Origin of the sequence: Pseudomonas wadenswilerensis (assembly GCF_900497695.1) — a bacterium.
GTDB lineage: Bacteria > Pseudomonadota > Gammaproteobacteria > Pseudomonadales > Pseudomonadaceae > Aquipseudomonas > Aquipseudomonas wadenswilerensis.
The window spans coordinates 54,499-79,879 of sequence record NZ_UIDD01000013.1 but is presented as its reverse complement, the minus strand read 5'-3'; the positions used below and the strand labels follow the sequence as shown (position 1 = coordinate 79,879).

20 protein-coding genes are annotated in these 25,381 nt (G+C 63.0%); 11 read left to right on the top strand and 9 right to left on the bottom strand.

Translation table 11 applies throughout. The features are described from left to right. Positions 1-39 precede the first annotated feature (39 nt). Complete coding sequence (locus tag CCOS864_RS27720; RefSeq protein ID WP_115089589.1) at positions 40-1,344, top strand: MFS transporter; 1,305 nt, start codon at positions 40-42, stop codon at positions 1,342-1,344. 21 nt (positions 1,345-1,365) lie between these two features. Here CCOS864_RS27720 and CCOS864_RS27715 read toward each other — a convergent pair whose 3' ends face one another. Then, positions 1,366-2,463, bottom strand: a complete 1,098-nt coding sequence (locus CCOS864_RS27715; protein WP_115089588.1) for a GNAT family N-acetyltransferase/peptidase C39 family protein — start codon at positions 2,461-2,463, stop codon at positions 1,366-1,368. Between the two features lie 94 nt (positions 2,464-2,557). On the opposite strand from CCOS864_RS27715, the gene CCOS864_RS27710 reads away from it, so the two are divergent. Continuing rightward, complete coding sequence (locus CCOS864_RS27710) at positions 2,558-4,138, top strand: RimK family protein (protein ID WP_115089587.1); 1,581 nt, start codon at positions 2,558-2,560, stop codon at positions 4,136-4,138. Between the two features lie 3 nt (positions 4,139-4,141). Continuing rightward, positions 4,142-5,053 carry a magnesium transporter CorA family protein gene (locus CCOS864_RS27705; RefSeq protein ID WP_115089586.1) on the top strand — a complete coding sequence of 304 codons (912 nt, stop codon included), beginning with the start codon at positions 4,142-4,144 and terminating at the stop codon, positions 5,051-5,053. Between the two features lie 129 nt (positions 5,054-5,182). Here CCOS864_RS27705 and CCOS864_RS27700 read toward each other — a convergent pair whose 3' ends face one another. Together CCOS864_RS27700 and CCOS864_RS27695 are read right to left on the bottom strand one after the other, a co-directional pair. Beyond that, entirely contained in the window at positions 5,183-5,668 is a 486-nt protein-coding gene (locus tag CCOS864_RS27700; protein WP_115089585.1) for an adenosine-specific kinase, read from the bottom strand. A gap of 82 nt (positions 5,669-5,750) precedes the next feature. Then, positions 5,751-6,194 carry a nuclear transport factor 2 family protein gene (locus CCOS864_RS27695; protein ID WP_115089584.1) on the bottom strand — a complete coding sequence of 148 codons (444 nt, stop codon included), beginning with the start codon at positions 6,192-6,194 and terminating at the stop codon, positions 5,751-5,753. 220 nt (positions 6,195-6,414) lie between these two features. Here CCOS864_RS27695 and CCOS864_RS27690 point away from each other — a divergent pair, with 220 nt between their 5' ends. Beyond that, a complete protein-coding gene (locus CCOS864_RS27690) occupies positions 6,415-7,116 on the top strand; it encodes an EthD domain-containing protein (protein WP_115089583.1) in 702 nt (233 codons plus the stop codon). On the opposite strand, the gene CCOS864_RS27685 is transcribed toward CCOS864_RS27690, so the two are convergent. Further along, entirely contained in the window at positions 7,113-7,589 is a 477-nt protein-coding gene (locus CCOS864_RS27685; RefSeq protein WP_115089582.1) for a nuclear transport factor 2 family protein, read from the bottom strand. The genes CCOS864_RS27690 and CCOS864_RS27685 overlap by 4 nt on opposite strands. Before the next feature lie 145 nt (positions 7,590-7,734). On the opposite strand from CCOS864_RS27685, the gene CCOS864_RS27680 reads away from it, so the two are divergent. Next, positions 7,735-9,003 (top strand): peptidase MATCAP family protein, encoded by a 1,269-nt coding sequence (locus tag CCOS864_RS27680; RefSeq protein ID WP_115089581.1) that lies wholly within the window; start codon positions 7,735-7,737, stop codon positions 9,001-9,003. A gap of 18 nt (positions 9,004-9,021) precedes the next feature. Here the strand turns inward: CCOS864_RS27680 and CCOS864_RS27675 are convergent, their stop codons facing one another. Together CCOS864_RS27675 and CCOS864_RS27670 are read right to left on the bottom strand one after the other, a co-directional pair. Next, entirely contained in the window at positions 9,022-9,531 is a 510-nt protein-coding gene (locus tag CCOS864_RS27675; protein WP_244211956.1) for a GNAT family N-acetyltransferase, read from the bottom strand. A gap of 77 nt (positions 9,532-9,608) precedes the next feature. After that, positions 9,609-10,250, bottom strand: a complete 642-nt coding sequence (locus CCOS864_RS27670) for a dTMP kinase (protein WP_115089579.1) — start codon at positions 10,248-10,250, stop codon at positions 9,609-9,611. Positions 10,251-10,832: 582 nt separating this feature from the next. On the opposite strand from CCOS864_RS27670, the gene CCOS864_RS27665 reads away from it, so the two are divergent. Continuing rightward, positions 10,833-11,864 (top strand): hypothetical protein, encoded by a 1,032-nt coding sequence (locus CCOS864_RS27665; RefSeq protein ID WP_115089578.1) that lies wholly within the window; start codon positions 10,833-10,835, stop codon positions 11,862-11,864. A 164-nt stretch (positions 11,865-12,028) separates the two neighbouring features. Here CCOS864_RS27665 and CCOS864_RS27660 read toward each other — a convergent pair whose 3' ends face one another. Both CCOS864_RS27660 and eprS read right to left on the bottom strand, forming a co-directional pair. Continuing rightward, positions 12,029-15,046, bottom strand: coding sequence for an autotransporter serine protease (locus CCOS864_RS27660; RefSeq protein WP_115089626.1), 3,018 nt, complete (start codon positions 15,044-15,046; stop codon positions 12,029-12,031). 173 nt (positions 15,047-15,219) lie between these two features. After that, the gene (gene eprS / locus CCOS864_RS27655; protein ID WP_115089577.1) at positions 15,220-18,219 is read right to left on the bottom strand and encodes an autotransporter serine peptidase EprS; all 3,000 of its coding nucleotides are present in this window, start codon (positions 18,217-18,219) and stop codon (positions 15,220-15,222) included. 270 nt (positions 18,220-18,489) lie between these two features. On the opposite strand from eprS, the gene CCOS864_RS27650 reads away from it, so the two are divergent. The 5 genes from CCOS864_RS27650 (at position 18,490) to CCOS864_RS27625 (ending at position 24,271) form a co-directional block, all read left to right on the top strand. Further along, positions 18,490-19,215, top strand: coding sequence for a hypothetical protein (locus tag CCOS864_RS27650; RefSeq protein ID WP_115089576.1), 726 nt, complete (start codon positions 18,490-18,492; stop codon positions 19,213-19,215). Positions 19,216-19,822: 607 nt separating this feature from the next. Next, positions 19,823-20,053: a type 1 glutamine amidotransferase family protein gene (locus CCOS864_RS27640; RefSeq protein ID WP_115089575.1), complete on the top strand. Its 231-nt coding sequence runs from the start codon at positions 19,823-19,825 to the stop codon at positions 20,051-20,053. A gap of 101 nt (positions 20,054-20,154) precedes the next feature. Next, positions 20,155-21,618: a DUF7868 domain-containing protein gene (locus CCOS864_RS27635; RefSeq protein ID WP_115089574.1), complete on the top strand. Its 1,464-nt coding sequence runs from the start codon at positions 20,155-20,157 to the stop codon at positions 21,616-21,618. 12 nt (positions 21,619-21,630) lie between these two features. Further along, complete coding sequence (locus CCOS864_RS27630; RefSeq protein WP_115089573.1) at positions 21,631-22,407, top strand: copper chaperone; 777 nt, start codon at positions 21,631-21,633, stop codon at positions 22,405-22,407. Continuing rightward, entirely contained in the window at positions 22,400-24,271 is a 1,872-nt protein-coding gene (locus tag CCOS864_RS27625) for a hypothetical protein (RefSeq protein ID WP_115089572.1), read from the top strand. The genes CCOS864_RS27630 and CCOS864_RS27625 overlap by 8 nt, the downstream gene beginning before the upstream one ends. Here CCOS864_RS27625 and CCOS864_RS27620 read toward each other — a convergent pair. Then, complete coding sequence (locus CCOS864_RS27620; protein ID WP_115089571.1) at positions 24,212-25,342, bottom strand: SDR family oxidoreductase; 1,131 nt, start codon at positions 25,340-25,342, stop codon at positions 24,212-24,214. The genes CCOS864_RS27625 and CCOS864_RS27620 overlap by 60 nt on opposite strands. Positions 25,343-25,381 lie beyond the last annotated feature (39 nt).

Here is a 25,381-nt window from a genome sequence, read left to right as displayed (position 1 = left end):
AGGGCTTTATCCTCGCCACAGCCCTGTAGAGGGATCGCCATGCCAACCAGCCTTGCCCCCGGAGTGACACGCCGAGAAATCTGGGCCTGGGCGATGTTTGATTTCGCCAACTCCGGTTACACGACGGTGGTGATCACCGCCGTGTTCAACGCCTACTTCGTCGCCGTGGTCGCCAAAGGCGAAGCCTGGGGTACGCTGGCCTGGACCAGCGCCATAGCCCTCTCTTACGCCCTGATCATCCTGAGCGCGCCGCTGGTTGGCGCCTATGCCGACGCCTTCGCCTGCAAGAAACGCCTGCTGCTGTTCAGTACGGTCGGTTGTGTCGTATTTACCGCTGGACTCGCGCTGGCAGGACCCGGGGAACTCGGTGTCGCGATTCTTTTCATCGTGCTATCCAACTTCTGTTTCGGCAGCGGCGAAAACCTGATCGCCGCCTTCCTGCCCGAACTCGCCCGTGTGGAGGCCTTGGGCAAGGTGTCCGGCTGGGGCTGGGGATTCGGCTATATCGGTGGCCTGTTCAGCCTGGGCGCCTGCCTGGCCTTCGTCAGCTGGGCCCAGGCGCAGGGCCAGACTGCGGCGCAGTTCGTGCCGGTGTGCATGCTGATCACCGCGTCCTTGTTCGCCGTCGCCAGCCTGCCGACCTTCCTGTTCCTGCGCGAGCGCAGCCAGCCGCAGCCCGTGTGCGGCGACATGCCTATCGCGCAAGCGGTGCTGGCGCGCTTCGCGCAGACGCTACGCGAAGCCGGGCGCTATCGCGACCTGCTGGGCTTTCTTGCCTGCACGGTCTGCTACCAGGCCGGTATCTCCGCCGTGATCACCCTGGCTGCCATCTATGCCAATCAGGTCATGGGCTTCAGTACCCAAGACACGCTGCTGCTGATTCTAGTGGTGAATATCACGGCCTCCATCGGTGCAGTGCTGTTCGGTTGGCTGCAGGACCGCCTCGGCCATCGCGCCACCCTGGCGCTGACCCTGCTGGGCTGGCTCGGCATGGTCGCTCTGGTCTGGGTCGCGCGCGGCCCCGGGCTGTTCTGGCTGGCCGCCAACCTTGCCGGTCTGTGCATGGGCGCCAGCCAATCGGCCGGACGGGCGATAGTTGGCTTGCTTGCGCCGCCGACACGGCTGGCGGAGTTCTTCGGCCTCTGGGGGCTGGCGGTCAAACTGTCGGCAATCCTCGGCCCCATGACTTACGGCCTGACCAGTTGGCTGTCCGCAGGCGATCACCGCCTGGCGATGCTGATTACTGGTAGCTATTTCGTCGTCGGCCTGCTGATACTGGCCGGGGTCGACCTGGAGCGCGGGCGGCAGGTAGCTGTCAGCCGTACCGAGAGTCTCAATCAGTGATGAACACTTGACTGGCTGGCATTAGCCACGCCCGCGCAACAACACGGCGGCCCTCACCCGCTGCCTGCCGAAACTGCTGATGCGCGCGAACTCGGCATGGCTCACCGGCAGGTGCTGGCAATCCAGACTGCGACGGTGGCGGCTGTGGTCCACATCGGGGTCATGCAGGTACACGAACTCATCATCGCAGCCAGTCACCAAGATCCAGTGCGGTGCCTTGAGACGCGTGAAGCGGTAGCTGCTAATCAGCACGAGCGGCCTGAACCCCGCCTGCAGCGCCGAACGCACATCAAGGCCGGGCGCCAGGACCTGTTGCACGTCGGTCTCACTCAGCGCCTCGACAAAACCGTCCTCCACGAGCTTCATGACGGCTTTTTTTTGCGCGCTGCGCACGCCATCGAGAAACAGCGAGTCGGCCTGGCTGAGCACCATGCGCACCTCGAACCCCCGACGCCAGGCCGCGAGAGCAAGACCCTGCGGGCTGCAACCGCCGTGGCCGGCGGTCATGAAGATGGTCGTCGCCTCACGCCAGAGCTGGATTTCTTCGGTCCGCAGCAGTGACCGGCCACGCTCGATAGCGGCCATGGCCATCAGCAGGCAGGCCGCTCCGCAGGTGAACTCGGTGGTTTGCGCGTAGTACGGGACTTGCCGGGCAGGCGCCGGCGCATTGCGCAGGATACGCTTTTCATAGCGCAGCGCCTGGCTGTGGTCTTCGTAGTAATCGTCGACCACGGCGAAGCGTTGATAGCCATTGCTCTCGTACAGACTGACGGCCGCCGGGTTGTCGGTACGCACCTCAAGGCGAAGCCAGGCGCAATTGCGATGCAGCGCGCTGGCCTGGGCCTGTTCCAGCAGCCGCTGGCCCAGGCCATGCCCGCGCCAGGCTGGGCTTACGGCAATCGAGTACAGGCGTGCCAGTGAAGTGCCGCGGTGGAACAGCAGCAGCGCGTAGCCTGCCAGTTTCCCCTGCTGCTCGGCGACAATCAGACAGGCATTGGCACGTCGAACCATCCAGTTGAAACTGCGCGTGCTCAGGCGATCGAGGGTGAAACAGTCCTGCTCCAGGGCGACCAGCGCATCGATATCGGCCACCGATGCAAAGCGAAAATCAAAAACCATGGCAACACCGTAATGTTTGAGTAACGAACCGGGACAGGTCGGAAAACCCGTGATTTATTGAAGGGGCATCTTCTTCAACAGGGATCGAATACTCATGTCAGCGGTGCAAGCCAACGTGGCCGAAGTATTGGCCAAAACCGAAGTTTCCACAATAACCCTTAACGAGGAGCCACCCAGTAAACTTCGCGCCGGTAGCCGGTTGCTGATACTGGTGGAACGCAAGGAAGATTGGGCGAGCTACCTGCCCAGCGAGAGCTTGATGCTTGCCCAGGACTACCTCGAACACAGCGACGACGTGGCCGGGCGCACACAGGTGATCAACCTGTGCCGCAACTACAAGTACCTGGGTCAGGGCTACTACTGCTCCTTGCTCGCCGAGGCACGCGGACACAAGGTGCTCCCGTCGGTACGCACGATCAGCGAACTGACCCGCAAGTCCCTTTACGGCGTGGGGCTTGACGACCTGGAGCGCACTCTGGAGCGGGCCCTGGCCAACCATCCCTATGGCAGCACTGAAGCCTTCACCCTCACCCTTTACTTCGGCCGTACCGCCATCGAGCCCCTGCAAGAGATCGGCCGCCAGCTGTTCGAGTCGTTCCCCTGCCCCATCCTGCTAGTGGAATTCCGCCGCGCAGATGTCTGGCAAATCGCCGGCATCAAGGCCGGTACCCTGCACAAGCTGCGCGATGAGCAGCAGCACTTCTTCGCCGACGCCCTGGACGCTTTCAACCGCCGCATCTGGCGCCAGCCCGCCTCCAAACGCCTGGCGCGCTTCGACCTGGCGATCCTGCATGACCCGGCAGAAGCGCTGCCGCCGTCCAACGCCCGGGCGCTGGAGCAGTTCATCGAGAACGGCAGACAGCTCGGCATCGACGTCGACCTGATCGAGAAGAAGGACTACGCGCGCCTGGCCGAGTTCGACGCGTTGTTCATCCGCGAAACCACACGGGTGGACGACCACACCTACCGATTCGCCAAGAAGGCCGAAAGCGAAGGGTTGGTGGTGATCGATGATCCCTCTTCCATACTGCGCTGCACCAACAAGGTCTATCTGGCCGACCTGCTCAAACGCCACAGCCTGGGCGCGCCGGCGACGGAAATCCTTTACAAGGACCGGCCGCAGGAGCTCGAACTAGTGGGCCGCCGCTTAGGTTTCCCGCTGGTACTGAAGATCCCCGACGGCTGCTTCTCGAAGGGTGTGATCAAAGTCGCCGATGCCCAGGCGCTGGTGTCGGCGGCACAGGAGCTGTTCGAGCACTCGGTGCTGTTATTGGCTCAGGAGTACTGCTACACCGAATACGACTGGCGCATCGGCGTACTCAATGGAGAGGCGCTGTACGCCTGCCAGTACTTCATGTCCAAGGGACACTGGCAGATCTACAACCACAAGGCCCAGGCCGGCGAAGTCAACGGCCAGTGCCGCGCGGTCCCGGTGGAGCAGGCGCCGCCCGAGGTGGTGAAGCTGGCCGTCGACACCGCCCGGCTCATCGGCCATGGGCTGTACGGGGTGGACCTGAAGCAAACCGGCGACCGCGTGCTGGTCATCGAAGTCAACGACAACCCCAACCTCGATGCCGGCACCGAAGACGCCGTGCTGGGCGACGAGCTTTACCGGCGCGTGCTGCAGGCCTTCGTGCAGAGGCTCGAACGCAAACACCTAGGCCAGGCGTGGTAGGCGATGATCGAATGCTTTCGCACCGAAAACGGTGCCCTCCTTGAGGCTCCCGAGGAACAGGCCAGCGTCTGGCTGTGCGTTGCGCCGGACGCGGCCGAGCAGTCCCGGCTGTGCGAGCGCCTAGGGGTTGGCGCCCAGGCTCTGGAATCCTCTCTGGACCCAGATGAAGTGGCGCGCATCGAGATCAAGCCCGACCACCTGTTCCTGATCTGGAAGCGCCCGGAAAGCTTCGACGGGCGGGTGTTCAACGTGTCGTCGTTCGGCGTTGTGCTCAGCGAAAGACGCCTGGTGGTGATCTGTTCCAGCAACTCGCTGCTCGCCAGGGTGGACCTTCAGGCCGGCATGAGCACGCCGTTGGAAGTGCTGATGGCGATGCTGGCCGAGAGCGTGCATCACTACCTGGGCCACCTGCGGATCGTCAAGCAGGTGGCCCGCGAGATCCAGCTGCAGTTCGGCCGGACCATGGACAACCAGCACCTGGTGCAGATGTACAGCTTGAGCGAGAGCCTGGTCTATTACGTCAATGCGATTCAGAGCAACGGTGCCGTGCTGGCGCTGCTGCGCAGCCATGGCCAGAAGCACGGCTTCGGGCCCGACCAGCTGGAGGCGCTCAACGACCTGATCATCGAAAACGAGCAGAGCTACCAGCAGGCGAAGATCCACGCCCAGGTCTTCACCAATCTCATCGAGGCCCGCGGAAACCTGGCCAACAACGGCATGAATCACGCCCTGCGCAATCTGACGCTGATCAATGTGGTGTTCCTGCCGTTGAACCTGCTGGCCAGCATCGGAGGTATGTCGGAGTTTAGCGTGATGACCGCCGGCATGCCCTGGTGGCTGTCGTTCCCGGCACTGCTGCTGGGCATGGCGGTACTCGGCGGGGCCATGGCCGTGGCGTTGCGGCGCATGGCATAAGCACTTGCCCCGCGGGATCAAAACTGTACGAAAGCCAAACCGTGACTGGTGTTTGGATCTCTTATGAACAGTCGACATCGCCCATTTGTTCATCGCATCCTCCGTGTACCCACCCTGCCCGCTCTTCATTCACAACTTGTAGCCGATCTGTCGCAACAAGCCCTTGCGCCACAAAATGTCTTCGTCGCCTTCAATGCCACCGGCACAGAAGCCATCCACTACGCCCAGGATTGCGCGCCCCTGTTCCGTCTCGGCGAGGATCACTTCCGTGGGATTGGCGGTTGCACAAAAAATCCGGCACACCTCCGGAACCATCTTGACGGTGTTCAACACGTTCAGCGGATAGAAACCGTCGCCGAGAAAAATGATGAAGCTATGGCCAGCAGCGATGGCTTGTGCGTTTTTCCGGGCAAGTTCGATCATCGCGGTGTCGGTGCCGGACCAGCGCACCAGGCATTTGCCGGACGCTTCACAAAAGGCCACGCCAAACGGGATACCCGGCACGGTATTTACCAACGCTTCGTGGATGTCCTCGACGGACTTGATGAAGTGCGTCTGGCCCAAAATGAAGTTCGTCGCTTCCGGCTTGTCGATTTTCAACGTGATGAGTTGCATCTCAAACACCTCCTTTCACGATGTGGGTAGCAGATACTGGCAATAGACCAAGTTTAGCTACTCAGGGGGGAGGTACAGCCGTTTAGGCACCTGCCTGTCCCACCACCACGGAATGGGCGCTGAAGCAGGTCTCGATCAACTTCCACTGCCCATCGATGCGCCGGTAACGATCCAGGTAAATGCCACCCAGTTGCCGCGTGGCGCCGCTCTCGCCATCCAGGTTGAAGTAGTACAGTGCCCAGCGCCCCTGGGCTTCGTCGTCACTGGTCAGTTGAATTTCCGGGTTGGCGCCGTGGTGCAGGTCAATCACCCGGTCCTGGCAAGCCAGTTGCTGATAGAGCGCCACGAAGCTGTCGCGATCGCGAAAGACTCCTACCGGGCCGTAGTCGATCAGGATCTCGCCTTCGGCAAAGCAGTCGCGGATTACCGCCACTTGCTTCAGGTCACAGGCATTGAAATAGCGGTGCTTGAGCTGGCGAATGGCGTCGAGCGCCTCCAGGTGGGCAATGCGTTGTTCCAGGCTCATTCGGCAGACCTCGCACTTGGGGTGAGTTGAGTCTATCGAGCCGCGAGCGAATGCTGATCGTCTGTTGGGACTAGCTGTAGCGATGCGTTTGGGCAGGCGTCAGCCAATCGCCGCTTCAGTAGTCTGTTCGGAGGATTCCGTCGCTTTGCTTTGACCCCAGCATGGCTTCGAGTCGATACCCCGCCCGTTCATTGAACAACTGCGAAGGAACTTGATCGCCATGGAAAAAGTCATCTACCTGCTCTGGCGCGACACGCAGACCCCGCGCGAAACCTTCGCCCGGCAACTGCGCAACGAACTTGCCGCGCAACTGCAGGCCCTGGGTGCCCAAAGGCTGCAACTGAACCTGGCCGACACCGACGTCACCCCCGCGGCAGGTTTGCGCCAGGAGAACAACCGGCCTCTGCCGGATGCCAGCCTGTCGCTGTGGCTGGACAGCGCCAATGCCAGTGCCAGGCATCCGTTTGACACGCTCATCCTGGAGGCAACGGCCCGTATGGCGGCCTATCTGGTGTGTGAGTCTGAAGCCATTCGCAACACGCGCTTTCCCTGCGCGCCCGGCGAACGGACCTACGGTTTCGCGCAGATCGCCCTGCTGACTCGCCCTCCTCGCCTGACCCCGCACGCCTGGCTGGACATCTGGCGCAACCACCACACGGCAGTGGCCATCGATACCCAGGACAACTTCCAGTACGTGCAGAATCTGGTGGTACAAGTGCTGACCCACGGCGCCCCGCCCATCGACGCCATCGTCGAAGAGTGCTTCCCGCCCGCGGCGATGACCGATCCGCTGGCCTTCTTTGACGCGGTCGGCGATGAGGCAAAATTCCAGCGCAACCTGGCGATCATGATGGACAGCTGTGCGCGCTTTATCGATTTCGACAAGATCGACGTGCTGCCCACCAGTCAGTATCGCCTTTAGCGCTGGTCAAACAGGTTGGCGGTAACCTTGAGCTGTGCGGGAATCGGTGACGTCACGGTTTCAAAGATGCGCCGGTAGCCTGTCACAACGATTATCCAGCGCCCGTCACGCTTGACGTACTCGTCCTGGTACAAGGCGGTACCGTGCAGCATCCAGTCGCCCTCAAGGTCGATAGCGTGATCTTCCAGGTACCAGGTGCCGCGGGCCGTGTCCGGCCCCAGGATCTCGATCTGGGGATGATGCCCCTGGTGTTTGCACAGAAACGTGGGGCGGTCGAGAATCGCCTTGAGCCCTCCAATAAAGGCCGCCCGGCTGTTGAAGCTGTATTTGCCGCTATCCAGGGCGGTGGTCAGGTCTTCAGCCAGGCACTCCTCCAGTGCCGCCCAGTCATGGCAGTCAACCGCGCGAAAGTAGCGGTACTTGAGCTGCTTGATTTGCTCGATCTCGAGAATGTCGTCCAGGGTAATGGCCATCAGTGGTACTCCTGTCGCTGGGGAGGGATCGCCCACAGGATAGGTCGATGCCCACGGGCGTCATCGTCCGGCCGGACTACGACGCTCCACGCCCCGGCAGGGGCTAAGCTGGTACGATGAATCTTCGACTCTCAAGGTGAATGCCATGAGTGCGCTGTCGCTATCTGAACTCGATGCCGCATTGCCCGGCTTGGCCCGCAAGATCCGCGTACTCGATGCTCTGGCGTGGCCCGAGGGGGGCGAGGAGGTTTTCCTCGCCCAATGGCGTAGCGGCAAGGCGCAATTGCCCAAGGTCGAGTTCAGGCCGCGCGAACACAGCGCCGACATCGCGGCGCTGGACAGCTTTGTCGAGCATTGCGATCAGGGGCATCCGGCGGGCCGCTTTCTCGCCAGGACCGCGCACAGCTATGCCACGGCCGGGCGTATGTTGGGGGCCATGGGTACCCCGGCATTTACCCGGTACTCTTCGGCGCTGTACCGACGCCCGGACTTTTACTACCCCAGGCAAAAGCTGAGCATGCTGGACGCCGCCCATTTTTTTCTGAAAACCACCGACGCCCTGTTGGGTGGCAACCATATTCCCCCCAGCCCTGCCGACATTCCGGCCGATGTATTTGCGGCCTGGCTGCAACCGGAGCTGGACCGCTTTTTTGGTGCAGGCCAGATCAGCATCAAGCTTGAGCCTGGCCTGGCTGCCAAGGCCATTGCCGGAACAAGCCGCATTCGCCTGCGTGCCAGTGCCTTGTTCAGCGAACTGGACAAGCAGCAGTTGCTGCAACACGAGGCTTTTGTGCACGTGGCCACCGCACAGAACGGTGCGCGCCAGCCCAACCTCCAATGCCTGGCCCTGGGGGCGCCACGCACCACCCAGACACAAGAAGGCATTGCCACGCTGGCTGAACTGCTCACCGGCAGCATGGACATCAACCGCTTGCGGCGCCTCGCCTTGCGCGTGCTCGCGGTGCAGCAAGCGCTCGATGGCGCCGACTTCATCCAGGTGTTCGAAGGCTTTCTCAAGGCCGGCCAGTCGCCGGAAGAGTCCTTGCGCTCAACGCAGCGGATTTTCCGTGGCGCCAATGTGCGAGGTGGTTCGGCGTTCACCAAGGATGCCGCGTACCTGACTGGGCTGCTCGGCGTGCACACTTTGCTGCGCGTAGCGATCCGCGACAACCGCCCGGAGCTGGTCGGGCATTTGTTTGCCGGGCGCCTGAGCCTGGGCGACACCTTGCACTTGGCACCGCTGTTTGAGTCGGGCTGGTTGGTGGGGCCAACCTTTATTCCGGCCTGGGCCAGCGACCTGCGGCGGCTCGCCGCCGGTCTTGCTTTTTCGGCCTTTATCGCCCGGATCAATCTGGATGTGCTCGACCTGCAACGGTTCATGGATGTTGAAGATGAACATGAAGTCGATGCATAGGCCGGTATAACGCCCGCGTCACAAACTACGCCCCAGCAACTGACCTGGCCAGCCATCCACGCTGAAAGCTGAAATCGGCTCATACCCGCAGGATTCATAGAAGCGCACCAGCGCCCTCTTCCCACCGCCATAGCAGTCCACGCGCAAGCGACTTACTCCCACAGCCCGTGCGCGTTCATCGGCAAAGGCCAACAGACGCCGACCCACTCCGCGAACCCGTGTATCACGCGAGGCAATCAGCATTCTCACATAGATCTCCGGCGCGCTAGCACAAGGCACATAGGGCATGGCCTCGCCCAGGACCAATGCGGCGCAAATCCTGCCTGCGCAATCTTCTGCCACCCACGCCTCAGGTAGCGTACAGGCTTCCGTCACCCGCTCAATCTGCCGAGGTGACTGTGACCATGGTTCACTGCCCCACTGCCCCACATTGCCCATGCCGACGAACCAGGCAATTACTTCATCAAAGAGGTTCAACACCGCCGGCGCATCAAGTGCGCTGGCACGACGGATAACCAGGCTGTCCATTTCAGTCATTGCTCCCTTCAAGACTCCATCGTCAGCGCCACATCACACACGTCCCGAAGGAAATTCGGCGGCTGTGCTCAACTGCGCAATGGAGGGTTTTGGCCGGCCCCTCGAAGCGCCTTGTAGATCTCGGAGACCATCTGCATCGTAGCGTCTTCGATTGTTCCTTCGTTGCGGCATAAAACCCAGCCGTGATCGGCAATCGCTCGCTCGAACGCCTCGGTACTAGCGACTTGTTCCTCCAGCTTATGCATCACGGTACTGCTCAGCCCACGGCTTCGTGCCGCTGCCCTCGCCCATGAAACCTCTGGGGCGGTGACAACCCCGACATGCAGGTCTGGCACTCGCACGTTTCGATCCATGTTCAACTGTAGAATCTCTGCAAACGGGACTATCCGGCGAAACGCAGCATCAGACGGGTACCAGCGATCGATCAAGATGATGCTGTCCGCAGGCTGTTTAGTCAGCACGTGCTGGGAAATCCAATAACGGCTATCAGCGAAGCGCTCACACACCCCCAGCTCCAGATCCCGGCAGGGGTCTCTGACGAGTTTGTTCACCAGGGCCATTGTTTCACCCCTGTAGGGATCGCTTTTTTTCTCGCACAGTCGGATCACCTTCCTGTTGTCTGCCCGCAGTGCTTTCGTCACGGCCTCCAACAGTGTGGTTTTACCGGTGCCCTTGGGCCCATCGAGAGACACAAACAGCGGACGATTCATTCTTCAAATATCGATTGATGTATTGATGAACACTCTACTGGTTTCTGGCTGACGGGTCTCAGAATCTCGGGTTTGTGCCAAGCATCGAGCTGTAGCTCGAAGGCGAGACACCCATCACTGTGCGCAATGCATTGCTTCAGAGGGCGGTCGATGCAAACTGAAATGACGGGGGTCGGGGACCAACTTTTTCATAACGTGCTCCAAAGGTGCGGTGGAGCGACCACGCTTCGCTGCTAAACGAAGGGTGGCAGCTATACGCGGGTTAGCAGACCGGGCACCTAGAGCAAAACCGGCGCACCCGAAGGTGCCCCACGTACAGCCGCCATATAGCGGTTTCCGTTGAACTCTAGATGCGTGTTCGGACTGCTAAATCCGGTCATTGGATTTTCCAACGACGGCAGCAGCCTAGGGCCATGAAGGGCCCGGCACAACAGAGCAACGGCGCCGGAAGTATGATTCAGAACGGTCTGACAGAAAACACCTACAGCATCGCGATTTGTCGCAGATAGATGTGGGAGCAACTGACTTGTTTGCCCCTAAGATATGATGCCCGCCCGTCAGACAACTGGAAGCCCGATCCGCATGCTCAAACCCTTGACCCTCCTGACGCTCGCCTGTGCTTCTAGCTATGCCAACGCCGCGCCCAGCGACCTTGTCGGCGTCTGGCAAGGCACCCTCGGCAAGACCGCGATCACCGCCTGTTTCAACGCCGCCCCCGACAGCAACGGCAGTTACTACTACCAACGCTTCCTGACGCCGATCCAGCTTACCCGGGAAAAGGCCGGCGAACCCTGGGCCGAAGCCGGCAAGACGGGGTTCTGGCAACTGGACGCGCCCCAGGGCGATACGCTGGCCGGAACCTGGAGCAAGGCCGCAGGCGGCACGCCGTTGCCCTTGGCGCTGACGCGTTCAAGTGCCGAAGGCTGTGGTGGCGACGCCTATAACGCGCCAATGGAGGCGGCACCGCTACCGGTCAAGGTAGAGAAAGAAACCTTCGGCGAGCACGCCTATCAGGTCAGGACCCAAGGCGCCCAGGTGACCTTGAAGCTGGAGGGGGATGGCCCGGCTATCCGCAAGATCAATCAACACCTGGCACGTCTCGCGGTCAGCTCCGAGGGCCAGCAAGCGTTCTTCAGCGAGCGACGCGAATACCTGGGCCGCAGCGGCTCCGCCGACACCAGCGAGATCAGCGTCGCCCCCACGTACTGGTCGTCGCAGTGGATCACCGTCAGGTTTTACCGCTGGACCGCAGGCTATGGTCGCGGCGGCATCAGTTGGGGCCTGCATACCTGGAACCTGCAGACCGGCGAAAGCGTCGATCCCTGGACCTGGATCGGTGCGCGTTTTGAGTGGTACAGCCCCTACTCCGGGCATGTCAGCCTGCCGAAAGCATTCGCCAGCTGGCTCCAGACTCAGTCCACAGCGGACAGCGACTGCCCCGGCGTGGCGAGCTACGACTCCTACGACCTGAGTTTCGACGCCCAGGGCATGCGCCTGGCCAACCAGCCCAGCGGCGATGGCTGTGACGTAGACGTGACCTTCAGTTGGAAGCAGGTGGAGCCGCTGCTGTCGCCACAGGGTCGGGCAGCGCTGCCGAGCTTGCAGGTGCCGTGAGCAACGCCTGGATGTAACCTGGTGCGCCATGTGGCGGGCATCGCGCCCAAGCATGCGCGGGAGAAGGCCAGCTCCACCCGCAGAATCGCCAGCTGCACCATGCACTGCTTGAGCACCCGGCATCGGCTGGGCACTCAGGGCCTTGCATATCTGTTGCCGGGGCCTCAGAACGCCCAGTCCAGGGTCAGGCCGACCCCGTGGCTCTTGTCGCGACTACCCAGCAGTCCGTTGTAGTCCAGGTTGACCCGGGCCTGGCGACCCAGGGCGATCCCCGCCCGTGCACCGACCACCGCCGCATCACGATCCAGGGACAGCGCCTGGACCGTGTAGGTATCGCCCTGGCCAGCGAAGGCCAGGTGCTGGTCGGCCCCGGTGGAACTCAGGTTGTGCTGCCAGCCCAGGGTGGCGGAAAGCTCCACCGCCTGGCCGCTGGACAATTGCAGTTGCTTGCCGGCGCGCATGCCCAGGGTCGAGAGCCAGGCATCCCGATTATCCTGCCCACCCTTGAGCGCAGCAGCGCCGCCATGTTCCTTGAAGCTGTCGCTGGCTATATGCACATAGGCCAGGTTGGCGAACGGCTCCAGCGCCATGCTCGGCAGTGCGACCTTCCAGGCGGCCTCGCCGAACACCTGAGTGCTCTGGGCATCGCGCTTGCTCTTCTGGCGATCGCTGACCTCGTTGTACTGCAGCTCGCGCTTGGTCTCGATCCGGTGCCAGCTATGGCTGCCGCCCAGGCTCAGGCGCATCTGCTCCAGTTCCTTGCCGGCATAGGCACCCAGGTGGTAGCTATCGACGCTGGCCGAGGAATGACGACCATCGCCCATGCTCAACGAACTGTCACTGTAGCCGGTGAAGACCCCGACGCGGGTGTCCTCGCTCATCTGCCCGTCAATCCCCAGCAACATGCCGCCAATGGAACTGCTATAGCGCGCCCGACCGGAATCACCCTCGGCCTTGCCCCAGGCCCCCAGGGCCTTGACCCACAGGCCGTTGTCCTGGCCTTCCACGGCCGGCGCGGCGGCGACGCCCTGCTGACGGGTTCGCTCGCCCACGGCGTCGCGCAACTGGCGGCTGTCGTTGAGCAGCAGGTTGCCCACCGCCGGGTGGATTTCCCCGGACAGTTGATCGAAAGCCTGCTGGGCGCTGCCGGCATTGGCCGACAACAGCAGGCTCTCGTAGACCGGGTTGCCCGCGCCGAGCTGATCGGCGGCCGCGGCCACCGAACGCTGGTTGGCGGTCAAGCCGACACTGGCGAAAGAAGTGGCGTTACGCTGCACCGCCAGCTGCACCCCGCTGCCGGTATAGGCCAGGCCACCGCCGAGGAACAGTGAGTTGGACTGCACACTGGCGAAACCGCCCTGCACGCCGCCCGCGGCCTCCAGGATGTCGAACTGACGCCCCACCAGGCTGGTTGTCCGCTGGGACTGCAGCGAAACCCCGGGGTTCTGCAGGTCCAGGGCCAGGTTCGCACCGTCCAGGGAAGCCTTGCCATCGCTGACCAGGCGGTCGCTGCCAGCGGCATCCACCTCTACGGCATAGGTCGAGCCCGGCTGGAAGGTCACGTCGGAACTCACGTGCAAGGTGCCGATGGAGTTGCCTGGCGCCACCACGCCGCCGGCGTTGGCCAGCAGCGCGCCGACCCGGCCATTGCCGCCCAGCACGCCGCCGGCATTGACCGTCACCGCCGATTGCAGCGAACCATTGACCGCCAGCCGTCCCTGGTTGACCAGGGTCGGGCCGGAGTAAGTGCTGTTACCGGTGAGCACCAGGGTTCCGATGCCCTGCTTGGTCAGGCCGCCATGGCCAGCGATATCGTTGCTCCACAGGTCCAGCCCGCAGCCCAGGTCGTTGCAGCGCCGCTGGGTCGGCTTGCCGGCATCCACCAGGGCGCCGATACCCGGCAGATCGACCACGAACTGGCTCGGGCCGTAGCCACCGGCGATGCGGAACGCCTCGGGAATGTCCTGTTCGGTGACCAACATGCCCGGGCCCCGGAGCCCCTTGTCCAGGTCGATCATGCCCCAGCCGTACAAGGCATCGATGCCGGGCGCGCCCATGTCGGTGGCGGTGGTGCGCAGCACGCTGGCGATCTGTGCGCCGCTCATGTAGGGGAAGCGCTCCATCAACACCGCCGCCGCACCGGCGGCATGGGGCGCGGCCATGGACGTACCGTTCTTGTTGGCATAGCCCTGGGTCAGGTCTTCCAGGCTGGTGCCGCCAATCACCGCGCTGTAGATCCGGGTGCCGGGGGCCGATACACAGAGGCTCGCGGTATAGCCGCAACGGGAAGAGAACGTGCTGATCAGGTACGGGTTGGCGCTGCTGGTGTCGGGGTTCTGCTGTAACGCCGCCACGGTCAGCCAGTTGGGGGCAATCTCCGGGACGAAATAGCCCAGCCCGGCAATCGCATCGGGGTTGTTCAGGTTGTAGTCGTTGCCGGCGGCGAAGATCGTCATGACCCCGCTGCGGGCGGCGGCGATGGCCCCGTCATAGGCGCCACCGGGCATGGTGCCCAACAGTGGCTGGATCTGCGCGAACTGCGCCCGGGCATCGTCCACGGTGAAATGCGGGAACTCCGGATTGCGCCCACCCTTGGCGAAACGATCGGTGATGCCGATGCCCCAGCTGTTGTTGATGATCCGCGCGCCGCTGGCCACCAGGCTGTCCCAGCCGGCCTTGTACACCGCGCCATCGTTGCCCAGGACGATGCCATCCTCGGGGCCGGGGTCGCCGTTGTCGGCGCTGATGATCTGCGCATCGAAGGCCACGCCGTGCATCGACACGCCGTCACGGTTGCCGGCGGCGATCCCGCCGACGTGGGTGCCGTGGGAACCGAGCTTGCCATCCGAGCCCACCGACGGGCTGCCGTCATAGCGGAAAGCATCGCCGGCCTTCACCGGGATGTAGGGGTCGGTGTACTGGCGGATGCCGCTGGTGACCAGGGTCACCATCTTGTCCTTGCCGGCGAACTCGGGGTGCTGGGCGTATACCGGCTGGTCGAAGATCCCCAGCTTGACCCCCTTGCCGCTGTAGCCGGCGGCATAGGCGCTGTCGGCGTGGATCGCCCCAAGCCCCCAATCGGCCTTGAATTCGCTGCTGCGCCAGCTGCCGGCGTCGCCGAGGCGCCCGCTCTCCACGTAGGGTGCGGCCTGGGCCGTGCCCATCAGCGCCGCCCAGCCCATCAATGCGCGACCCAGTGGGGCCAGGGACCAGCCCTGCCCGAGCGCGCTGTCATCCTTTCTGACTTGCTTCACTACGACCTTCCTTAGTTGCATTGATAAAAAACCGCGTTGGTCAAACTCCGTATTGCAACGCCTGGCCGGCGAGCCCTTGGCCCCACCAGCGCCACAGCGCTTCAGAAACGCCAATGCAGGTTGAGTCCCGCGCCATGCTGTTGCTCACGACTGGCCAGGCGCCCCTGGTAGTCCAGGCTCAGGTCCAGGTCGCGGGTCAGCCCCACCCGTGCCTGGAGCCCCACCAGCGCGGCATCGCGCAAGGCCGGCGCAGTCTCCACCCGGAACGGCAGGTCGCTACCGGCAAAGGCCAGGTGCTCGCGATCCTGGGTCCCGCTCAGGCGGTGCTGCCAGCCCAGGCTTGCCGCCAGCTGCAGGTCTTGCTGCGGGCCCAGTTGCCATTGCTGGCGCCCACGCAGGCCCAAGGTGCTGAGCCAGGCATCACGCTGCTCGTCGCGAGCATGCAGCGCCGCGGCATCGCCCTTCTCATGGAAGGCATCGCGGTCCAGATGCTGGTAGGTCAGGTTGACGAAGGGCTCCAACTGCAGCGCCGGCAAAGCCAGGCGATAGGCCGCCTCGGCGAATAACTGCTGGCTGCGGGCATCGACCCGTGCGCGCTGGCGGCCGGACACCTCGGCATAGGCCAAGTCGCGCCGGACCTCGGCACGGTGCCAGCTGTAGCTGCCGCCCAGGCTCAAGCGCAACTGGTCCAGGTCGTGGCGGGCATAGGCGCCCAGGTGGTAGCTGTCGACCGTGGCCCGGGAGTGGCTGCCGCCCATGCCCAGGGAGCTGTCGCTGTAGCCTGCGGCCAGGCCGGCGCCGGTCTGCTCGTCAAGGTCATGGTCCACGCCCAGCAGCATGCCGCCCAGGGAACTGGTATAGGACTCGCTGCCCTGCACGCCCTCGATGCGTCCCCAGCTGCCCAGGCCCTTGAGCCAGAGCTGGGTCGAGCCTGACTCGCTCGCAGTCGTTCCAGGCGCGTTGGCATTCAGTGCAGGACCTTGCACACGCTCGCCCAAGGCATCGCGCAAGACCGAGCCCTGGCTGAGCAGCATCGAGTCCAGCGCCGGGTAGATCTCCCCGGACAGCTGCCGCAGGCCGTCCCGGGCCTGGTCCGCCGAGGTCGAGAGCAGCAGGCTTTCATACACGGGATTGCCCGGTCCCAGGCGCTCCACGGCGCCGCCGCTGGCGCGCTGGTTGGCCGTGGCACCGACGCTGGCGAACGTCGTGCCGCTGCGCGTCACGTCCAGCTGCACGTCGTTGGCCGAATAATCGAGTACGGTCCCCAGAAACAGGTAGCCGGGCTGGACCTGGGCGAAACGCCCGTTGACCCCACCCGCTGCCTGCAGGATGTCGAACTGGCGCCCCACCAGGCTGGATACCGGGCCACCGGCCAACAGGTTCGGCTGCGCCTGGGGCACCAGGCTGAGATTGGCGCCACCGACACTGGCCTGACCGCCCACAACGAGCCGGTCGCTGGCCATGGGCGAAAGCTCCACCTGATAGGTCGAGCCCGGCTGCAAGTCCAGGTTGCCGGCGACATTCAAGGTACCGATGGAGTTACCCGGGGCCACCACGCCCCCGGCGCTGGCAGTCAGAGCACCGATCCGGCCGTTGCCGCCCAGGGTAGCGCCTGCGTTGACCGTCACCGCCGATTGCAGGTTGCCGTTGACCGCCAGCAATCCACCATCGACCCGGGTCGGGCCGCGGTAGCTGCTGTCACCCGTGAGCACCAGCCAGCCGGCCCCGGACTTGACCAGACTGCCCTGGTAGACCCGCTGCGCGGCAGCCGCGTCCCGGGCCATGCCCAGGGCATAGTCGCTGCGATCCTGCTGGCTGGCTCCCGGTGCCAGGCCATTCTCCCAGCCGCGATCCTTGAGGGTCTGCTGCCAGGCTTGGCGTTCCGCGGCGTCCTCGGCCTGACGCTGTAGCAGGGCCTGGTCGGAGATACCGTTGCTCCAGATATCGCCCTGCCCGCGGCCCAGGGTGACGTCGAATTCACCCAGTAGCTGCCCGGGGCCGTGCAACGCCCGGCTCAGGTCCGGGACGCCCCAGCCCACACGGTCGCTGGGCCCCTGGGTCGGCGAGCCATCGAGCTGGCGCGAGGTGGTCAACAGCACTTGCAGGGCCTGCTGGTTGTTCAGGTAGGGATAACGCTCCATGACCAGGGCCAAGGCCCCGGTGGCATGGGGCGCGGCCATCGAGGTGCCGTTGTAGGTGGCGTAGCCGCCACCGGGCACGGTACTGGTGATCGCCGCACCCGGGGTCGCCAGGCACCAGTACTTGGCGATGCCGCACTGGTTGTACTTCTGCTGGTTGTTCTTGTCCAGGCCCGACACCGCCAGCCAATGGCCTTCCAGCTCCGGCTGGAAGTACGGCAGCGCCGAGCGCACGCTGGCATTGGCATAACCGCTGTTGCCGGCGCTGAACACGTTGATCACGCCACGGCGCGCCACGTCGCCGGCAGCGTCGAGCCAGGTGTCCTGCTGGAAATGCTGGGCGTAGGCCGCGCGCAAGTCGCCCAGGGTCTGATAGCTGACCCCCTTGGGCTGGCTGCCCCAGCTGTTGTTGATGGCCCGCGCACCGGCATCCACCAGGGCACCGTAGACCGCCTTGAAATACCGCGGATCGGGGCCGGGGCCGAACTGGAAACTGTCGTTGTGGTTGGTGTTGCCCACGTAAACCTGGGCATTGAAGGCCACGCCCTGCATGCCAACGCCATCACGGGCCGCGCCCATGGTGCCGGTGACATGGGTGCCATGGCTGTCGTTGGCGCCATTGAGCACCCCGGACACACTGAACGGGGTGCCGTCCAGGTACTGGCCGGTGGCGGTAACCGCGTGAAAACGTCCGGGGCTGGCCTCGGGATGGGCGGCATCGAACCCCGAGTCCAGGGCGCCGATGCTGACCCCGGCGCCGGTGATCCCGGCGGCATAGGCCTGGCTCGCCTGCATGCGTTCCAGGCCCCAGTCCTGCTGGTATTCGGCCGACCGCCAGCTGGCGGGGTCGCCCGGGCGGCCAGTCTCTTGATAGGCCGCCGCAACCGACAGCGGCAGCCCGGTGGCGAACGCCAGGCACAGGGTGCCCGTCAGCGTCTTGAGCTGATCACATCTAACATCCATGTCGATGACTTCTCTTGTTTTTGTTGTCGGGTCGCCCGTCCTGGGTCGACCAGTGTGTCGCTGCATTGCTCGGCCGCAAGCCAAGGAAGCAGCCTGCGGCTGCAAATATTGCTCCCACGTCGAATATCTGTGCAACACCTAGCGTCGAGTTCCGTGACGATAACCAGGTTGTCCGGCAAGATGGCGAAAAGCTCACACCCTGCACACCGAGCCGTGACAGGTGCGGCCCGCCATCCCCAACCACCAGCCCACCCCGAGGCACCCCAGTCGATGGACCCGACGCACATCCACGCTCTGCAACGACTACGCAGCTTGATCCCCATCAGCCTGCGCCACGCCCAGATCCTGCTGGAACGCTGCGCAAGCAACCCCGAGCAGGCTGCCGAACTCTATAAAACCGAACTGCTGCAGGTGCTGGCGGACAAGTCCGGGCTGCCCCCCGATCAAGCCCAGGAATATCTGCACAACGCAGGCTATGACCTGAACCGCGCCTTGAGTACTCTGGAACAAGCGCGCTTCACCCTGACCCGGCGCATCCTGCGCAAACATCACCAGGACAAGGCCCGGGCCCTGGACCTGATCGCCCAGGCCATCGAAACCGCCGAACAATTGCCACGCCAGTACTGGCTGGCCTTCGAGCGGCTGGAGCAACTGGCCCCGGCACCGCGCTGCTTGATGGTGCTCCACGAATGGCTGGCCTTCGAGGACTGGGAAGGCTTCGACAGTGCCCTGCACTTTCATCTGCCGCAGGCCATCGCCCAGTTCAGGCACCTGCAACTGGATGCCCTGGCGGACACCCTGGAACAGGCCGATCAGCGCCAGCGACAGCTACGGGCAGCCCATGCCGAGCGCGAAAGCCCCATCGAGCTGGCCGTGCAGGTCAATCAGGATCCGTTGTTCAACGCCTGCCGGGACAGTTTCAGCCAACAGCAGCTTCGGCTCGACGAGCGCCTGTACGAATGGGTGGAGCGCCATATAGAGCAGTTTCCAGCCTGAGCGGCGAGTTCGCATACGCGCACAAACCGCTGCTACCCCCCCCCCCGAAACTCGCTAAACTGCCGCCCTCACCGAACACGGACCTCGGATCAAGCCCTCATGGAATTGCACTACAGCATCACCCCCGCCCATATCCAGGCCTGGTCAGCCTGGACAAAGCCCGCAGCGGCAAGAGCACCCTGGTCTGGGAACAGATCGCGCGCCTGCAGGAAACACCGGACTTCTACCTCGTGGCGAGCGCGGACATGGTGCGCCAGGGCGTGGCCTGTCTCATTGCCAAACACTGTGACCTGATGCCGGCCGAGGAATATCAGCAAGGGCTGCAAGCGTTTCTGAGCCAGTGCCCGGTGACGCCCTCAGCGAACTGATCACAGTGCTAGCACTGCAGACCGATACGCTTCGAACACTACCGCTCAGCACCTGCCCGCAAAAACACCTTGCAGGTAAAACAACGCCGACTATGCTGCCAAAACCAGCCCTAATGGCCATTAGCCTTGAGCGGGCCGACCTCCGGTTTTGTCGTCCGGGCATCGCAACGCTGATTAGCAGAAAGCTATACACCTGACGACGCAAGCGCGTTCGCCGCGGTGTTTCCCAGGAGGGAATCATGCCTGCCGCAGGACAGTACTTGATTGCAATCCCGGTCTACGACGGTGTCGACCTGCTCGACGTCAGCGCCCCCTACGAACTGTTCAGTACAACCCCTGCCCCCCCCTTCTCCAGTGGCGATCCTTCCGTCGCCAAACCGCCGGTCTACACCCCAGGCGCCGGAAGCACCTGCAATTGCGCTCTCGCCGAGAGCATCGCCAATGTGCTCAAGCGCACAGGCCCTTCCTGAGAGGCCTGCAGGCAGGTGCACACAGAGTAGCGCTGTCGCCGCGAAATGAAGTCCGGCCTCACCCCGGCAGACAGCACCCAACAGGAACGGAGGGAAATCTCATGAGTACTTCTCGTCAGGATGTCGCAAAACTCGGCCCAGGGTGGAACAAGGTATTACTGAACTACGCACTGGCCATGCAAGCGTTGGATGAACAGCCAATAGCGGACCGCAATAGCTGGAAATTCCTCGGGGCCATGCATGGATTTCATCCCCAATTATGGATCAACGAGCGCCTGATCAAGTCAGGTGCCCCGATTCCAGCGGATTTGACCAACCATACCTACGGCAATCAGTGTCAGCACGGCAGTTGGTATTTTCTGTCCTGGCACCGTGCGTATCTGTTTGCGTTCGAGGCAATCGTCGCCGCTAAAGTGAAGGAGCTGACGGGTGACGACTGGGCACTTCCCTACTGGAACTACCTCGACAGCAGCAACCCGCAAGCGCTGTACCTGCCCGATGCCTTTGTCGCCAAGACATTACCCGACGGAAAGCCAAACCCTCTGAACAAGTACCCTCGCCGCCCCGGAATCAAGGCGATCAAGCCGGTGCGCGGGTTCAGCCTTGAGGCGATGGATGAGAATGACTTCATCGTTGGTAACGGGACCCTGGGATTTGGTGGGGGGATTACCGGCAATTTCGTCCAGTTCGACGGGGTAGCCGGCGAGCTGGAGACCAACCCGCATAACACGGTCCATGGCCTCGTCGGAGGATACATGGGCAATGCCTTGCTCGCAGGTCTTGATCCGATCTTCTGGCTTCACCATTGCAACATTGATCGGCTCTGGGAGGCGTGGATGAACACGCCGGGCAAGACAATGGTTCGCGATCCGCTCTGGCTCAATGGCCCGGCAGACCGCAGTTTCATCATGCCAGTACCCGGAGACAATGCACCTGGAGTAACGTTTACCAGTAAGGACACGTTGAAAGGCGGCAAATTTTATCGGACCTATGATGATTTGATCATCGGCACGGGTGTAACGCCGGGAGTGCATGCTGTGGCACGCGTCAATATGGGCTCGCCCAGTAAACAAACCGTTCAGCCAATCGGCGCCAATGCCGCGGTCGTCAAGATCGGCGGGGCGCCGGTAGGTACCCATATTGACCTCGAACCGACAGCCGCCGCCAACAGCATGGCCACGATGGGCGCGACATCGCCAGGCAAGGAAGTGGCCCGGCTCTATCTTTCCCTGGAGTCTGTGCGCGGCTCCGCACCCTCGCCTCTGCTGGATGTGTACGTCAACTTGCCCGAAGGCGCCGACCCGGCACTTAGCCCTGACCGGTACGCCGGTAGCCTTACGCTTTTCGGTCTCAACGTTGCCTCGCAAACGGACGGCCCCCATGCAGGCAGCGGGTTGGGCTATACGATCGACATCACCGATCTGGCCCAGCGGCTGGCGGACGCCGGGGACTTTGATCCGAATCATCTGCGGGTGACCCTGGTGCCTGGAGAGCAGATAACCGATGAAGAACCTATAACCGTTGAACGCATAAGCGTACTCAAGCGAAGCGGCATCGTCAGTTGAGGGGGCGGCCTCATGCGGCCAGGCCTGGTTTTACGCAGTTTCACTTATGCCCCTTGGCCAGTGCTTCTGGCCACGGCGGGATTCGGCCTGGCCCTTTCCATTTACAGCGACGCAAGTACAGAAGGTCCCGCGTTTTGCGTGGCCACCAATGGGCTATCGGTCTTCACCAGCTGGCCCGCGGTGCTGCAAGCGGAGCTCGCGGTGAACCCGATCCACCGTATCCTGGCGGGTTGGTTGTTGATGCTGTTGACCATGATGCCGCCCCTTCTGGCGATGCCACTCATGCATGTGTGGCGCTCCAGCCTGCCAAACAGGCGAATACGTGCGAGCGCCGGTTTCCTGCTCGGCTACTGCGCGCCGTGGATGGCCGCAGGCCTGGTCCTGTCGGCCCTGGCGCTGTTGCTACAGATCACTGTCGTGGACAACGCCCTGGCAATAGCCCTGCTGATCGCGTTGCTTTGGAGCGCAAGCCCGTGGCACCGTGCGGCACTCAATCGCAGCCATCAACCGCGGCGAATAGGCCTGTTCGGTGGGGCCGCCGACCGGGATTGCCTGGTCTTCGGCATGACGCATGGGGCCTATTGTATTGGCTCGTGCTGGGCCTGGATGTTGGTGCCCGTTGTCAGCGGCGCCTGGCACATTCCGATGATGCTGTTCACTGGCGTCATCATGCTGGCTGAACGGTTCACGCCTCCTGGCCCTGCGCGCTGGTGCTGGCCCCGGTTTTTTTCACCCGCTCACCTATACACCCTCCTCACCCAGCGCAATGCGGAGCGTCCCCATGGTTAGGCGTGTTTGTCTGGCAATCGGCGTCAGCACGGTGACGCCTGTCGCGAAACTGGCCCTGGACTTCGCCTATCTGGATGGCGCCGTTTTCGCCGCTCGCGCAATGGGAGAATGGGCCCTGCGCTCGGGTTTCGGCGTCGACAACGTAAGAGTCGTCGACGACGGCTCAACCGACGGCAAAGCGAACCCGGTCACACGAGAGCGGGTACAGCGGGCCGTCGATGAACTGTTCCCGGTGGGCGCCGAGGTCGTTGACCAGTTGATCCTGTCATTTTGCGGGCATGGACTGACCGGGGCGAACTTCGGCTCGATCTTTTGGCTGTTCAGCGACTCGCTGCACATGAAGTACCGCATCGTGGTCGATGGGTTCTATGAGGAATTACTTCTGCACGGCGTCAAACGCATAACGCTTATTACCGACACCTGCCGCGAAGCGCCGCAGAGCCTGGAGCTGATGCGGCTTGATGGTGTGCGCGGGATCGTTGTACAGGGCACTCGCGTTGACAGCCCGAGATTCGACCGCCTTGCATCCTGCCAGGACGGACAGCTCGGCTATATGGTCTATGACCCTGCCGCGGCCGCACCGGGCAAATGCGTGTTCTCTGGCGTCATCGCAGACATACTCTGGGGCCTGGAACCAACCGCCATCGAAAACGGGATGATAACCACCACGACGCTGGGTAAATGCGTTCGTTCGCGAACAACCGAGCGTGCAAGCCAGTACCACCTGAAACTCGATCCGCAATGCCAGGTCGATCCCGAGTCCGTGGTGCTTTGCGACACCACGACCCCGCAGCCAGGCCCTGCCGACCTGCAACCCTGGCCATCTGGAAGCAATTCGGCGGTCCTCGGCGCAGGGAAGACCGTTGGCGTAGCGGAATCCACCGAGCAAATCCTGGAGCGCGCAAAGACCAACCGCGCCTTCCGGGATCGCCTCCTCGGCAAAGGTTTCGGGCTCAAGCCTGTCCTGCCGAAGGGGCCAGACATTCACGCCCTCAAGATCACGGCTGAGTCGGTCGCCTTGGAGGTTGAACGCCGACTCATGGAAGTCAACCGTCCCGGCAGCGCGAACCTGATCGTCTGGGGCGATCAGGCGAAGCTCCTGTCCGAACCTGCGCTCAAGCCCCTCAGATCCGATCCCCCCTTCAACGCATTCCACGTTGATGACCACTGCAAGGGGATACCTGTCCTGGTGGAGCTGGCCGATGGGCAGTTTACCCCTGTCGTTCCTTATGTGGGTCTGTATGCGGTCGTTGCACCCAGCACCGACGGGGATGTTTTCCAGGTCTACGGAGCGCAAGGTTCCCCCGAAAGATATCGCGCGGCCCTGAGGGCCATCAATGAATTCGCCGCCGGCCGGCTTCGAGTCGACAGCCTTGATCGACTCGCCGCAGACCTGCGACACGAAAAGCACGTCGATCCGATGCTGGGCGTCATCTGCGCCTATCTCTACCGTGCCACGGCCGACTACGACAACATTCGCCGCATGGCCTATTTTTATGCTGCCCGAGACCAGGCGGTGCCGTATGACATCGCGCTTCTCGGGGCGATGCAGGTGACACGAGACAAGCATGGCGCGCTGCAATTGCATGTGCCGGCGGTGAAGGCTTGCCAATCGCGACAAGATGCGCCGGTACTCCCCGACTATGCCACGCAGGCGACAACCGCCACACTTGCCAGGATCGGCGGGCGATGCCCATGGCTCGGACTTGGCTGGGACTATGTCAAGGAACCTCGATTGGAGTGGGCCGCACTCGTCGAAGGGCTTGCTGATCATGCGGCGCGGGTTCGCCGCAGCGGATCGACCCTACTGCCTGCGGACTCGGCAAGACAGCTTGCAAAGGACTGGGGGCTGTTGCCGGGTTGATCCCCCCTTGCCCAGGCAATGTGCATTGACGAACATGGCGGTGAGTTGCAGCGCCTCGCGGATATCCGGTTTGACAATGCCATGCCGGCCAGCAAATTGCCCGGTCGCCGCTGTATCAAAACGGGTGGTCTGGATAAAGTCCAAGGCCTCGACGCTGGTATTCAATAACCGCGCGATGGGAGGCACGCTCAGGAGTATTTTCATCAGCCGCAGCGACAGGTGATGCTTCGGCGGTTTCACGCCAAGCGGGTGCGCCACCTGGGCCAGCAGTTCTCGCAAATGGGGTGTGCGCTCATCAAGGGCCAGCAGTTCCTGGCCAATCATCGCGTCATCAAAAGCGCAGGCTGCCAGCAGCTCAACCAGGTAATCCACGGTAACCAGTGGCAACCAGTGCTCGGGGCTACCTGGCACGGCCGCCAGCTTGCCCTGCACCAGGTTGCGTATCAGCGCCGCCAGGGGCTGTCCCTCAAGGATATGGCCGGTGCGACTGTGGCCGCACACTGTCGCGGGGTGGACAACGGTCATCTCCCCGCGCTGGGCCGACATGACCTGCAGGGTCGCAAAATGCGCCTCCAGCTTGCTTGCCTCATAACCACCGACCTGGCGGTAGACGGCGGGCCAGTCGGTCAGTTGCGGACGCTGGGGATCAATGCCGATGTTGCGCAGATGCGCGTGATTCTTCAGCATGTAGCCGCCGATCATCACCAAACGGCTCTTTTGCTCAGCGGCCAACAGCGCTACCTGCCTCGCCCCCTCGACGTTCACTGCGCGTGACTGTTGCAGCGACAGCCCCCACGCGAACTGGGCACCTAGATGAAACACGATGCTGGCCTGTCTTAGCCGTGCTCGGTCGGCCACACTCAGACCCAGTTCGCTCCGCTCCAGATCGCCGGCTACGGCAAACACCTGGGCGGCATTGCCCCCCAGCCTGGCAACTTGCTCGCGCAACTCAGCCAGTCGCTCCGGGCGACGCATCAAGACCCGAACCTTGTGCCCCTGGGCACTCAAATGGGCCACCAGATGCTGACCGATGAAGCCAGTACCCCCCGTGACAAAGCACTCCACGCTCATTTCTCTGCTCCTTGGTAAGGTGAGAAATCAAGCGTAAAC

What these genes read in the sequence shown, in the direction of transcription:
- CCOS864_RS27720 (WP_115089589.1), top strand. Translation starts at nt 40, where the DNA reads ATGCCAACCAGCCTTGCCCCCGGAGTGACACGCCGAGAAATCTGGGCC.
- CCOS864_RS27715 (WP_115089588.1), bottom strand. Translation starts at nt 2,463, where the DNA reads ATGGTTTTTGATTTTCGCTTTGCATCGGTGGCCGATATCGATGCGCTG.
- CCOS864_RS27710 (WP_115089587.1), top strand. Translation starts at nt 2,558, where the DNA reads ATGTCAGCGGTGCAAGCCAACGTGGCCGAAGTATTGGCCAAAACCGAA.
- CCOS864_RS27705 (WP_115089586.1), top strand. Translation starts at nt 4,142, where the DNA reads ATGATCGAATGCTTTCGCACCGAAAACGGTGCCCTCCTTGAGGCTCCC.
- CCOS864_RS27700 (WP_115089585.1), bottom strand. Translation starts at nt 5,668, where the DNA reads ATGCAACTCATCACGTTGAAAATCGACAAGCCGGAAGCGACGAACTTC.
- CCOS864_RS27695 (WP_115089584.1), bottom strand. Translation starts at nt 6,194, where the DNA reads ATGAGCCTGGAACAACGCATTGCCCACCTGGAGGCGCTCGACGCCATT.
- CCOS864_RS27690 (WP_115089583.1), top strand. Translation starts at nt 6,415, where the DNA reads ATGGAAAAAGTCATCTACCTGCTCTGGCGCGACACGCAGACCCCGCGC.
- CCOS864_RS27685 (WP_115089582.1), bottom strand. Translation starts at nt 7,589, where the DNA reads ATGGCCATTACCCTGGACGACATTCTCGAGATCGAGCAAATCAAGCAG.
- CCOS864_RS27680 (WP_115089581.1), top strand. Translation starts at nt 7,735, where the DNA reads ATGAGTGCGCTGTCGCTATCTGAACTCGATGCCGCATTGCCCGGCTTG.
- CCOS864_RS27675 (WP_244211956.1), bottom strand. Translation starts at nt 9,531, where the DNA reads ATGGACAGCCTGGTTATCCGTCGTGCCAGCGCACTTGATGCGCCGGCG.
- CCOS864_RS27670 (WP_115089579.1), bottom strand. Translation starts at nt 10,250, where the DNA reads ATGAATCGTCCGCTGTTTGTGTCTCTCGATGGGCCCAAGGGCACCGGT.
- CCOS864_RS27665 (WP_115089578.1), top strand. Translation starts at nt 10,833, where the DNA reads ATGCTCAAACCCTTGACCCTCCTGACGCTCGCCTGTGCTTCTAGCTAT.
- CCOS864_RS27660 (WP_115089626.1), bottom strand. Translation starts at nt 15,046, where the DNA reads ATGGGCTGGGCGGCGCTGATGGGCACGGCCCAGGCCGCACCCTACGTG.
- eprS (WP_115089577.1), bottom strand. Translation starts at nt 18,219, where the DNA reads ATGGATGTTAGATGTGATCAGCTCAAGACGCTGACGGGCACCCTGTGC.
- CCOS864_RS27650 (WP_115089576.1), top strand. Translation starts at nt 18,490, where the DNA reads ATGGACCCGACGCACATCCACGCTCTGCAACGACTACGCAGCTTGATC.
- CCOS864_RS27640 (WP_115089575.1), top strand. Translation starts at nt 19,823, where the DNA reads ATGCCTGCCGCAGGACAGTACTTGATTGCAATCCCGGTCTACGACGGT.
- CCOS864_RS27635 (WP_115089574.1), top strand. Translation starts at nt 20,155, where the DNA reads ATGAGTACTTCTCGTCAGGATGTCGCAAAACTCGGCCCAGGGTGGAAC.
- CCOS864_RS27630 (WP_115089573.1), top strand. Translation starts at nt 21,631, where the DNA reads ATGCGGCCAGGCCTGGTTTTACGCAGTTTCACTTATGCCCCTTGGCCA.
- CCOS864_RS27625 (WP_115089572.1), top strand. Translation starts at nt 22,400, where the DNA reads ATGGTTAGGCGTGTTTGTCTGGCAATCGGCGTCAGCACGGTGACGCCT.
- CCOS864_RS27620 (WP_115089571.1), bottom strand. Translation starts at nt 25,342, where the DNA reads ATGAGCGTGGAGTGCTTTGTCACGGGGGGTACTGGCTTCATCGGTCAG.